This window comes from Candidatus Cryosericum terrychapinii (assembly GCF_003570925.1).
In the GTDB taxonomy this organism is placed as follows: domain Bacteria; phylum Caldisericota; class Caldisericia; order Cryosericales; family Cryosericaceae; genus Cryosericum; species Cryosericum terrychapinii.
The window spans coordinates 1-10780 of sequence record NZ_QXIS01000026.1 but is presented as its reverse complement, the minus strand read 5'-3'; the positions used below and the strand labels follow the sequence as shown (position 1 = coordinate 10780).

The window sequence follows — 10780 nt, the reverse complement described above, 5'->3', positions numbered from 1 at the left end:
GTCACCAAGATTCTGGAGTAGGTAGCTGTCATGAGAGACATCATTACGTTCGAGTGCACAGTGTGCAAGAACCACAACTACACCAGCATCAAGAACAAGAAGAATGACCCAGACAAAGTGCATGTGAACAAGTACTGTTCGCATTGCAGAAAGCATACGGAACACAAGGAGACAAAGTAACCGCAAGACCCCAGGTAGGCCCGTAGTTCAACTGGTAGAGCATCGGTCTCCAAAACCGAGTGTTGGGGGTTCGAGCCCCTCCGGGCCTGCCACCTTCCTTTGAGGAGGAACATGTGAGTAATATAAAGACAGTCAAGCCGGCAGGTATACGCTTCAAAAACTGGATTCGGTCTATGTGGACAGAAATTCGGCATAGGGTCACGTGGCCCCGGCCTCGTGAACTTATGAAGTCCGGAGTGACCATCATCGCCTTCGTTGCATTCTGGGCCATATATATCGGTGCTTGGGACTACTTGTTTGCAGCCGCCCTGAAGTGGCTCATCTCGTAGGTCTGGATGGCTGACCGCAACTGGTACCTCCTGCACACATACTCTGGTGCGGAGGAAAAGGCCAGAAACAATCTGGAACAGAAGGTCAAGACGTTGGCTCTCACGGACCGCGTGTTTTCTGTGGTTCTCCCCGTGGACAACAAGGTGATCATCAAGAACGGGGAACGGAAGGTCAAACAGGAGAAAGTCTACCCGGGGTATCTCGTTGTCGAGATGATCATGGATGACGAGACTTGGAATGTGGTTACGCACACTCCCGGCATCCTGGGATTTGTTGGCAACTATGGAAAGCCCATCCCTCTTTCGGACGAAGAGGTTGAGCGGATTATCAAGAACAGGGTTTCCGAAGAAGAGGCGGTGGCGAAGCTTCACTTCGAAGTTGGCGATACCGTACAGATTATCGGTGGCCCGTTTGATGGGATGCAGGGTAAGGTCGAGAGTATCTCGCCTGAGAAGGAAAAGACTCGCATCAGGCTTATGATGTTCGGACGCGAAATGCCAGTCGAGATCGATTTCGGCTTTATCAAGAAGATCTGACAGATCTGAGTTTAGGGGGTAGTATCTGCTATGGCGAAGAAGATCGTAGGGTACGCGCGCGTACAGATTGAGGGAGGGAAGGCAACGCCAGCACCGCCTGTTGGTCCAGCTCTTGGTCAGAAGGGTGTCAATATCATGGAGTTCTGCAAGCAGTTCAACGAGAGGACCAAGGACAAGGCTGGTTTGGTCATCCCTGCAGTCATAACTGTGTTCGAAGACAAGTCGTTCACCTTTATTACCAAGACTCCGCCGGCATCGTCCCTTATCAAGAGGGCCATCAAGATCGAGTCTGGATCGGGTGAGCCGAACAAGAAGAAGGTTGGTCGCATCACAAAGGCTCAGTTGGCCGAGATCGCCAAGATCAAGATGGAGGATCTCAACACTGCTGACATCGAGCAAGCTATCAAGATCATTGGGGGCTCCGCCAAGAGCATGGGAGTCACGGTCGTCGAGTAACGGATTCATAGCGCACGTGGGAGGAGTTTCTCCACGTAACCACGGAGGTAATTCATGAGCAAGAAGGGAAAGAAGTATCAAGAAGTAGCAAAGCTTGTCGACTATGCCAAGATCTACACTTTGGATGAGGCGGTCGAATTGCTCCCCAAATTGAGGACTGCCAAGTTCGATGAGACGATCGAGGTCTGCATGAAGCTCAACGTCGATCCGAAACAGGCTGACCAAAACGTTCGTGGCGTCGTGACACTTCCGGCTGGTACGGGCAAAACTGTCAGGGTTGCCGTGTTTACCAAGGGTGACAAGACTGCTGAGGCTCAGGAGGCAGGCGCTGACTTCGTGGGTGGCGAGGAACTCGTCGAGAAGATTAAGGGCGGCTGGCTGGACTTCGATGTTGCAATCGCAACCCCGGACATGATGGCGACGCTTGGAAAGATAGCCCGTGTATTGGGGCCACGTGGATTGATGCCCAACCCTAAGGCGGGCACGGTGACGCTGGACGTAGGGAAGGCTGTTCGCGAGTTCAAGGCCGGTAAGATCGAGTTCCGCGTTGACAAGATTGGTACGGTTCACTGCCCTCTTGGCAAGTCGAGCTTCGCTCCTGCTGCCATCAAGGAGAACTTCATGTCTCTTTTTGAAGCGATCCAGAGAGCTCGTCCTTCCTCGGTCAAGGGAACGTATCTTGGCAAGACCTATATGTCGCTCACCATGAGCCCGGCAATCCGACTGGACACGAGCAAACTTTAGAGTACACTTCTATTACGACTAGTAGCCCAAGACAGCGAGCGGGGTTCATCCCCTCAATCTTGCCCGCCGAGGCGTTTGCGCTTCTTGACCATGTGCAATACGGCTCTCTGTTGTTGGCAGAGAGCTTTTCTTTTCTACGCAAAGAGGAGGTGAAACATGCTAACTAGGGATCAGAAGAAACAGCTTGTGGGTGACCTTGTCAAGCAGCTGAAAGAGTCGGAGTCGATCGTTTTCGTGAGCTACCAGGGGCTGAAGGCGTCGTTCGTTGCGAACGAACGCAAGAAACTGACGAAGCAGGGCATTGAGTATGTTGTTGTCAAGAATACTCTCCTCGAGCGGGCCATGAAGGAAATCGGCCTGAGTTTGCCGGAATCTCTGTTCACACAGATGACCGCTATCGGACTCGGCAAGACCGATCCATCTATTCTGGCAAAGGCTCTGTACAAGAAACCGACTGGCAAGCTTGGCGAACAGCGCTTTGTAGTCAAGGGCGCAATCGTTGACGGGAGCTTTTTCGACGAGCCGATGGTCGAGCGTCTCGCGCTGTTGCCGACCAGGGACGAACTCATCGCTCAGGTGTGCCGCGGCATGAATGGGCCAGTCACAGGGCTAGCCATGGCACTGAAGCAAACTGTAAGCAGTATTGCCTATGCACTTGACAAAGTCCGTGAGCAGAAGGCTCAGGTCACACCGCAAGCATAACATCATTCAATAGGAGGAATGACATGACCAAAGAAGAAATCCTTTCAGCTATCGAGAGCATGACTGTCCTTGACCTTGCTGACCTCGTCAAGATGATCGAAGAGAAGTTCGGCGTTTCGGCTGCAGCCCCAGTTGCTGTTGCTGCGGCTGCCCCAGCCGCCGTTGTCGAAGTTAAGACCGAGTTTGACGTGATCCTCAAGACCGTTGGCGAGAAAAAGATCGAGGTCATCAAGGTTGTCCGCGAGATCACGGGCCTCGGCCTCAAGGAGTCAAAGGACGTCGTCGATGGCGCTCCGAAACCCGTCAAGGAGCACATCCCCGAGAAGGAAGCCAACGAGATCAAGGCCAAGCTCGAGGCTGCAGGCGCTACCGCCGAGGTTAAATAGTCTCTATAGAATCTCCGCAACAAATGTCCGCGCGGCGCTGACGCGTTGCTGGACATCAAGGGCAGCTGTCTCAGCAGCTGCCCTTTCTGCATATATACCGAAGACGGCACTCCCTGAACCGCTGAGACCGGCGAGAATGGCGCCACTTGCGAGGAGCATGCTGCGAATGCTCAGGAAACTGGCTGTGTTTTCGCCGAGAGTTGCCTCAAAGGAGTTCAGCCGAAAGGAACCAGAGCGGGACAACGGTTCAAGCTTCTGGAGGGCTTCTAGAACGATGTCAAGCGAGACAGAAGGGTCCACGGCTGAAGCCCCGTTGTCGGCCATAGCATTGTCCAGTAGTTCGTATGCGTGTCTGGTATCTACGCGAAACTCTGGGAGAGCTACGCAACACGTGAGATGGGGAAATGATGGCAGCGGTTCTACTCGGTCTCCCATACCGCGTACGATGCACGGACCCGACTGGACGAAGAATGGAATGTCCGAGCCGATCCGACAGGCGATAGCGTGAAGCTGGCCTCTGTTGAGGGGGAACCCATGCAACTGGTTGAGGAGAAGAAGCATCGTGCCCGCATCACCGCTTCCTGCACCTAGGCCAGTCTGTTCGGGGATACGCTTGTCGAGATGCACAGTTATCTGGAAGGATGGTCGACCACGGGCAGGGGGACACGAATCGACGAATGCATTCCATGCCTCCTGAACTGTGTTGCTAGGGATAAGATCCGGTCTGTTGGACGAAAGGAGAAACCTCGGCGTCTCGGAGAGCGACGTATCGACAATGAGGCGATCACCCAGCGCGATCGGAAGAAACAGAGATTCGAGTCCATGCAGCGCGGCACCCTTCTCCTTCGGCAGCACGCGCAGCCAGGCATTGAGTTTGGTCCGTGTCTCAATTGTCAGGCGCATCGCGTCTTTTCGATGGCCAATGTTCCTTCGGCACTCATAATCTGAGTATAGTCATGACCGGACGACATGCCACTCTCTGACAAGAGCAACCGCTGCGGTCGGTCAGCGCTTGGGGCAAGCTCCGGAATCAGGCCGCTGGCCCTGTTGCTGGAATACGCGGTGGAAAGTGTCGGAAGGGAGATGAGGAGACGCAGCCCGGAAGAAAGAGACCGGGGGATTGACAGGACCATTCCGCCTCACTACTATCTTATTTGCATGTTGCTCAACATTGGTCGACGTCCAAACATGGTGGCCTTGAAGCAGAATTCATGGGCACGAAATGGCTGGAAAGCGTCGAAGCTGCGGTTTATCTGATGTCTGACAGTCAAACCCTGACTGGGATTTCGAAACAAGGAGGCTAGGATATGCCAAGTTGGCTCTGGTGGATCATCATCGGTATCGTCGCAGGTTGGATTGCGGGCCAAGTCATGAAAGGCAGCGGTTATGGCTTGCTCGGCGATTTGGTCATCGGTGCGATCGGCGGATACATCGGCGGATACGTGTTCGGGTTGCTGAAAATTCCGAGCAGCGGAATATGGGGAGCCCTGATTACGGCAGTGGTGGGCGCGATATTGCTGATCGCCGTGGTGCGGGCCATAAGAGGCGGAAGGAGATAACCTGGCGAAAAGTCGTACAATCGCCTGCATCGGAACTGGTGGCTGGGTCGGCGGCGATGATTCTCCGTTGAAATTCGCCCGGCTGCCAGTTCATTACCGGCTGTTTTCTGCTGCGCATTGACGAGCCGCTGCTTGTCCTTGAGCGGGCTGATGTGGTTTCTCTTCTTGGCTGCGATCAGAGATGGGTCCTGCAGGGTCTTGGGACAAAAAAAGACCCCAAGGGGTTCATCACACAGAGTCTTGTGTTGGACGAGCAACGCCAAAATCGGCGGGTTAGACTCTGGCTCCCCGAGTAGGATTCGAACCTACAACCCCCGGATTAACAGTCCAGTGCTACCACCGTTGAGCTATCGGGGAACGCAACAGTAAGTGTAGTGTTGACAGCTCGTATGTCAAGATGTCGACTGTCAATCAGGTCTGAGAAGGCGAGCGTCTTCGATTCGACGACGTACGATGCCGGATGACATTGCCATCGTTGTGCATGTCCTCCTCGCTCATCCCATTCTCCTTGGCAATCATCTCCTTCAGCTTGCGCTTGGCTTTTGCCTCAATCTGGCGGATACGTTCACGTGTGACCTGGAACATTGTGCCGACTTCTTCCAGGGTGTGCTCGTATTCACCCTGAAGGCCCTCTCTGTAGATGAGGATCTTCTTCTCGCGTTCCGGGAGCGTCTCGAGGATGCGCTCCAGCTGTTCTTTGTAGTACTTGTTGAAGGTTTCCTTCTCAGGAGAGGGACTCTTCTCGTCCTCAATAAAGTTCTCCAGACGACTCTCTTCCTCATCTCCGACGGTGTTCTCGAGAGACAGTGGCTGTTGCCCGAGGCGCAGATACCGTATGATCTTCTTGACGGGGATGCCCATGGCGGTGGCGAGCTCTTCTTTGGTCGGCTCTCGCCCGTGTTCCTGCAAGAAACCCTTCTTGATCTTGTCGATCTTGTTGAGGTTCTCGACCATGTGTACCGGAACCCGGATCAGGCGTGACTGGTCTGCCAGCGCACGCGTCATCGACTGTCGGATCCACCACGTGGCGTACGTGGAAAATCTGAATCCACGCTTGTAGTCGAATTTCTCGACGGCCCTGATAAGGCCGAGATTGCCCTCTTCGACCAGGTCAAGGAAGGACAAGCCGCGCCCCGTGTACTTCTTTGCGATACTGACGACCAAGCGAAGGTTGGCTTCGATAAGCTGGCGACGGGCCTCCATGTCGCCCGCCATGACGCTCTTGCCCAGTGACTTCTCCTGATCTGGTGTCAGCAGTGGCACGCGGCCGATATCACTCAGATAGGATTGGATTGGGTTCTGCTCCTCCTGGGTCGTAACGCGGATGATCGAGGGGATAGAAGGCGCTGCAATGGTCTTCTTGGCTGTGGATTTGACGAAGCGGGGAGTACCAAAGACGATTCCCTCGAAGTCCATCCGCTCATAGAAGATGTCGAGTTCTTCGACGGAGAGGTCGTGTTTTTCCAGCGCATTCATGATGGCTTCGTAGTCTAGGACGCCCTCTCGACGGGCGCTGTCCAGCAACTTGATCAGCTCACGCTTCTTGGGGAGCGGCGGTTCTGCGGCAGGACCTTCTTCATGCGAGCCCTCCTGTTCCTCTTCCAGATCTAGGCTGGCTTCATGCCCTTTCTCATGGATAGGTTTTTTCTCCTTCTTCAGGGCCTTGGCTTTGGGAACGCGCTTCACGTGAGGAGCGGCCTCGGAGGTTTCGGCCACGGCAACGGTCGCGGGCACCTTCGGGGACGGCTTGACGCGCTTAGTCTTGGTGGCTGTCTCGGGCAGGGCTACTGTTTCTGCCAGCTTCTTGTGCGGGATCCGTAAGGCCTTGGCCGGATGAGCCTTTTCCTGAACCTCGGTCTTGCGTACCGCATGCTTCTTCTCTGCCATCATCCACCCCTTTCATGGGCTATCGAGCCATCTCCCGGTATCACGGCAGACGACCCCGTTCGCAGCCACTTGGCTGCATCTCTCACATCCTGACAGCTTAACTTGTGTTCTTCGAGACTCCATCGACCGACCAGGGCGGCAGCTTCCGGTCCGAGTTGTGCAACCAGTGAGGGCACCAGAGCTGCTTCCCCGGAGGTTTCGCGGCGCAGTACGCTGAGAATTTCCTGACAGGATTCATTCTGCAACGACAGCCCATCGAGGAGTGGCGAGAGCTCCGAAAGCCGGTCGAGATTGTGTATCAGACCATGGATCAGATCCTGCTCAAGCTTGGAGCGCGTGGTCTGCAGAGACCCCCCTGTGGGAATCCTGGAGTGTCCGAGGCTCTTGCGCGAGAGTCTCCACGGATCGGCGACCGTAGGCTGTTCGACGTGTGTGCGGCCCTTGTGATAGATTGCCAGAACCTCTTCCTCACGAACATCGACCCGACGGGCAATCTGGGTAAGGAGCTGAGTTCTGAGCAGTGAGTCCTGCATGTCGTCCACGGACTCCATCATCTCCTGTACAAATGCCCTTCGACCGCTTACCGAGTTCATGTCCCTGCCCACGACGGCAGCATCGAGCAGAAAATCGCCCACGGATATTGCCTGGTCCAGGGCGACCTGGTACTGAGCCTTTCCCCCAGGTTCGCGCAGCAGCTCATCTGGGTCCTTTGCCCCCTCGACCCTGACCACGGCTACGTCCAGCCCGGTTCGGTCGGCTATGGAGAGTGCAAGTCGAGCGGCGCGCTGGCCGGCTTCGTCACTGTCGAAATTGAGCAGAACGCGAGAGGCGCTCCGTCTCAGCAGGGTACCCTGTTCCTCTGTGAATGCCGTGCCAAGCGAGGCAACGACATTGGTGAAACCTGCGGCGTGGAGAGCGATAGCATCCATGTATCCCTCGACGACGACAGCCGTCCCGGTTTCACGTATGGACGGCTCAGCGAGAGGGAGCGCGTAAAGCGTCCTTCTCTTGGCAAACAGCGGAGTCTCGGGGCTGTTCGTGTACTTGGGCATCGACCCGTCGATGGCTCGTCCACCAAATGCGATGATATTGCCGATGCTGTCCCAGATTGGAAACATCAGTCGATGGGCAAATGGCGAGAACGAGTGCCCTTCATGCCGTTGCACGATGCCGGTGCGTGCGAGGCTATCCTCATCGATCCCGTGTTCCGCACACCACTTGACGAGACTGTCTGTGTTGCGAGGGCAGTAGCCAAGAGAGAAGAGCTTCACTGTCTCAGAACTGAGTCCGCGACTTCTGACATACTCCTGGCACTCACCTGCTTGACTGCTCTGCAACGTAGCAGCAAATGCGGTCGCGACGAGCTTGAGCGTTTGCAGGAGTTCCTGACGTTCCCGTGACGCCGCCGTGGACATATGCCATGGCGGCAGCTCGACATGGAACTCCTTGGACACAACCTCGATTGCTTCTGGAAGTGACACGTTGTGTACCTTGCGCACAAACGTCAGCATATCTCCGGATGCTTTGCAGCCAAAGCAGTAGAACATGTTCTTGTCGGGACTGACCGTGAATGACGGTGTCTTCTCATGATGGAAAGGGCAGAGGCCCACATAATTGCGACCCTGTTTGCGCAGTTTGACATAATGGCCAATGACGTCAAGGATGCCAATCTTGGTGCTTATGTCGGCGATGTACTCTTTGTATTCCATGTGTGGGTGGCTACCACCTAGGTATACGAGAGAGGAGGCCTGAATCGTTCCCGGCCTCCTCACAGATGTACCGCAATCGGCGCTCTCGGACTTCCTAGACGTAGATGTGGGGCATCACCAGGTCTGTTGCCACCTTGAGCGCCATTCGGTCCGTCATCGAGGCGACATAGTCCGTCACGATCCGTGCCGTGCTCTGGAGGTTTCCACGGAGCATGGGAGCCGGATCGTCTGACTCGCAGGTCATGGGGTGCTCTCGCAGATAGGGCTCCATACGCCTGACGTCCTGCATGCAGAAGTCGAAAATGCGGGACAGCAAGTCACGAGCTTTCCCTTCTTCGCGTTTTGGCTCCGAATGCACGTATACCCTGTCTTTCAGGAAAAGCATGAGGTTGTCCATGGCCTCCTGTATGGGTTGGCTCATGACAATCTCTCCTGCGGCGGAGCTGGATCGGATGATGTCCAGCACCATCGTATCGAGGCGTTGCGAGTAGAAGCTGCCCAGTGCCTCCACTGTCATTGCCGGGACGTCGGTCGTATCGATGATGCCGGCGTGGATGGCATCGTCAAGGTCGTGGTTGACATAGGCGACTCTGTCGCAGAGGCGCACGATCTGTCCCTCCAGAGTCTGTGGACTCAGCATGTCCTCCAGCTTGCTCATTTCTTCAAGCCCCTTGCTGTGAGAGGCGATACCGTTGCGGGTCTCATAGGTGAGATTGAGCCCAAAGAGCACCTCACCGTGTCCACGCTCACGGCGCTCCAAGCTGTCGACCACGCGGAGGCTCTGTCGTGCATGTTCGAATCCCAAGCTGGGATCAATCTCCTTCAACTTCACATCTAGGACTGCCTCTCCCGTGTGCCCGAATGGCGCGTGGCCAAGGTCGTGTCCAAGTGCAATCGCCTCGACGAGGTCTTCGTTGAGACCGAGGGCGTCGGACACTGAGCGTGACAACTGCGCGACCTCGAGGGTGTGTGTGAGCCTTGTACGTATCTCGTCACCCTTGGGTGCCATGAACACCTGTGTCTTATACTGGAGTCTTCGGAACGCGCTCGCGTGAATGATGCGGTCGCGGTCTTTCTGGAATGGCGATCGGATACCGTCATCACTCTCAGGCAAGACTCGCCCCTTACTGGCAATGCCGAAGGCTGCTCCCTGAGAGAGCAGCCTTCCTTCCCTATCCCTGTAGTTCGTGATAGGTAGCATGTATGGGAATTCTGTGTTAACTGGCGGCCGGCCTGTTCTTGATGACGGCCTGTGCAGCTGCAAGGCGCGCAATGGGGACTCGCGGTGCCGAGCAGGAGACATAGTCGAGACCAGACACATGGCAGAACTCAATGGAATCGGGGTCGCCGCCGTGTTCCCCACAGATACCGATTTCAATCCTGGGGTTCGTCTGACGGCCAAGAACTACAGCGATGCGCACAAGCTTGCCCACGCCCTTCTCATCAATGCTCTGGAAGGGATCAACGTTCAGGATCTTGGCATCAAGGTAGGCTGGCAGGAAGGTTCCAGCAGCATCGTCACGGCTGTAGGCAAAGGTTGTCTGTGTGAGATCGTTGGTCCCGAAGCTGAAGAACTCGGCGTACTCGGCGATCTCGTCCGCAGTCAAGCAGGCGCGGGGAACTTCGACCATGGTGCCGATCTTTACAGCAACCGTGATGCCTTCGCGCTCGAACACCTTGTCAAGTTCCTCCTGAACCAGCGGCTTGAGTACCTTGATCTCGTTCACGTGACCAACAAGGGGCAGCATGATTTCGGGCATCGGGTGCAATCCTCGCTTGACGAGTGTGGCAGTTGCCTCGGCGATTGCACGGACCTGCAGCTGGTAGATGTCGGGATACACGATTCCAACGCGGCAGCCGCGGAAACCAATCATCGGGTTGAATTCCTTCAGCTCGTTGTACCGCTTCATGACCTTCTTCAGATAGGTGATGCGTGCTTCGTCGTGCGCCGTCTCTGCCTCGGCCATTTCCTCGGTGAGTCGGTCTATCTGGGGAAGGAACTCGTGGAGAGGCGGGTCCAGCAGGCGGATGATGACCGGGAAACCGTCCATGGCCTCAAGGATCTTCTCGAAGTCGTCGCGCTGCATCGGAAGCAGTTTCTCGAGGGCGGGGGTGCGCTCTTCGAGCGAACTCGCGATGACCATCTCCTGCATGAGGGGCAGACGCTCAGGATCATTGAACATACGCTCCGTGCGACACAAGCCAATGCCCTCCGCACCAAAAGCGCGTGCCTTGTGGGCATTCGCGGGCGTGTCTGCATTGGCACGTACGCCGAGACGGCGAATGCCGTC

13 protein-coding genes, 2 tRNA genes and 1 other annotated feature are annotated in these 10780 nt (G+C 55.7%); of the genes, 9 read left to right on the top strand and 6 right to left on the bottom strand.

Features of this window, described 5'->3' with window-relative positions:
• Positions 1–30: 30 nt before the first annotated feature.
• From rpmG to rplL, 8 genes are all read left to right on the top strand, one after another.
• Positions 31–180 (top strand): 50S ribosomal protein L33, encoded by a 150-nt coding sequence (gene rpmG, locus SMC7_RS04395; RefSeq protein ID WP_119089134.1) that lies wholly within the window; start codon positions 31–33, stop codon positions 178–180.
• Between the two features lie 16 nt (positions 181–196).
• Positions 197–272 (top strand) — tRNA-Trp (locus SMC7_RS04390).
• 21 nt (positions 273–293) lie between these two features.
• Positions 294–509 carry a preprotein translocase subunit SecE gene (secE, locus tag SMC7_RS04385; protein WP_119089133.1) on the top strand — a complete coding sequence of 72 codons (216 nt, stop codon included), beginning with the start codon at positions 294–296 and terminating at the stop codon, positions 507–509.
• Positions 510–515: 6 nt separating this feature from the next.
• Complete coding sequence (nusG, locus tag SMC7_RS04380) at positions 516–1046, top strand: transcription termination/antitermination protein NusG (RefSeq protein ID WP_119089132.1); 531 nt, start codon at positions 516–518, stop codon at positions 1044–1046.
• 30 nt (positions 1047–1076) lie between these two features.
• Entirely contained in the window at positions 1077–1502 is a 426-nt protein-coding gene (rplK, locus tag SMC7_RS04375) for a 50S ribosomal protein L11 (RefSeq protein WP_119087630.1), read from the top strand.
• A 54-nt stretch (positions 1503–1556) separates the two neighbouring features.
• Complete coding sequence (rplA, locus tag SMC7_RS04370; RefSeq protein WP_119089131.1) at positions 1557–2246, top strand: 50S ribosomal protein L1; 690 nt, start codon at positions 1557–1559, stop codon at positions 2244–2246.
• Positions 2247–2253: 7 nt separating this feature from the next.
• Positions 2254–2386, top strand: a sequence feature (ribosomal protein L10 leader region).
• 16 nt (positions 2387–2402) lie between these two features.
• Positions 2403–2948 carry a 50S ribosomal protein L10 gene (gene rplJ, locus SMC7_RS04365; protein ID WP_119089130.1) on the top strand — a complete coding sequence of 182 codons (546 nt, stop codon included), beginning with the start codon at positions 2403–2405 and terminating at the stop codon, positions 2946–2948.
• A 23-nt stretch (positions 2949–2971) separates the two neighbouring features.
• Complete coding sequence (gene rplL / locus SMC7_RS04360; RefSeq protein WP_119089129.1) at positions 2972–3334, top strand: 50S ribosomal protein L7/L12; 363 nt, start codon at positions 2972–2974, stop codon at positions 3332–3334.
• Positions 3335–3337: 3 nt separating this feature from the next.
• On the opposite strand, the gene SMC7_RS04355 is transcribed toward rplL, so the two are convergent.
• Positions 3338–4237, bottom strand: coding sequence for a 4-(cytidine 5'-diphospho)-2-C-methyl-D-erythritol kinase (locus SMC7_RS04355; RefSeq protein ID WP_119089128.1), 900 nt, complete (start codon positions 4235–4237; stop codon positions 3338–3340).
• A 404-nt stretch (positions 4238–4641) separates the two neighbouring features.
• On the opposite strand from SMC7_RS04355, the gene SMC7_RS04345 reads away from it, so the two are divergent.
• Entirely contained in the window at positions 4642–4893 is a 252-nt protein-coding gene (locus SMC7_RS04345; RefSeq protein ID WP_119089126.1) for a GlsB/YeaQ/YmgE family stress response membrane protein, read from the top strand.
• 281 nt (positions 4894–5174) lie between these two features.
• Here SMC7_RS04345 and SMC7_RS04340 read toward each other — a convergent pair.
• The 5 genes from SMC7_RS04340 to SMC7_RS04320 form a co-directional block, all read right to left on the bottom strand.
• A tRNA-Asn gene (locus SMC7_RS04340) sits at positions 5175–5250 on the bottom strand.
• Between the two features lie 54 nt (positions 5251–5304).
• Entirely contained in the window at positions 5305–6780 is a 1476-nt protein-coding gene (locus SMC7_RS04335; protein WP_207798711.1) for an RNA polymerase sigma factor RpoD/SigA, read from the bottom strand.
• A complete protein-coding gene (dnaG, locus tag SMC7_RS04330; protein ID WP_119089125.1) occupies positions 6780–8489 on the bottom strand; it encodes a DNA primase in 1710 nt (569 codons plus the stop codon). The genes SMC7_RS04335 and dnaG overlap by 1 nt, the downstream gene beginning before the upstream one ends.
• Positions 8490–8583: 94 nt before the next feature.
• Positions 8584–9690, bottom strand: a complete 1107-nt coding sequence (locus tag SMC7_RS04325) for a deoxyguanosinetriphosphate triphosphohydrolase (protein ID WP_119089124.1) — start codon at positions 9688–9690, stop codon at positions 8584–8586.
• 16 nt (positions 9691–9706) lie between these two features.
• Positions 9707–10780, bottom strand: a 1074-nt coding sequence (locus SMC7_RS04320; RefSeq protein ID WP_320409473.1) for a putative PEP-binding protein, incomplete at its 5' end; no start/stop codon positions are given.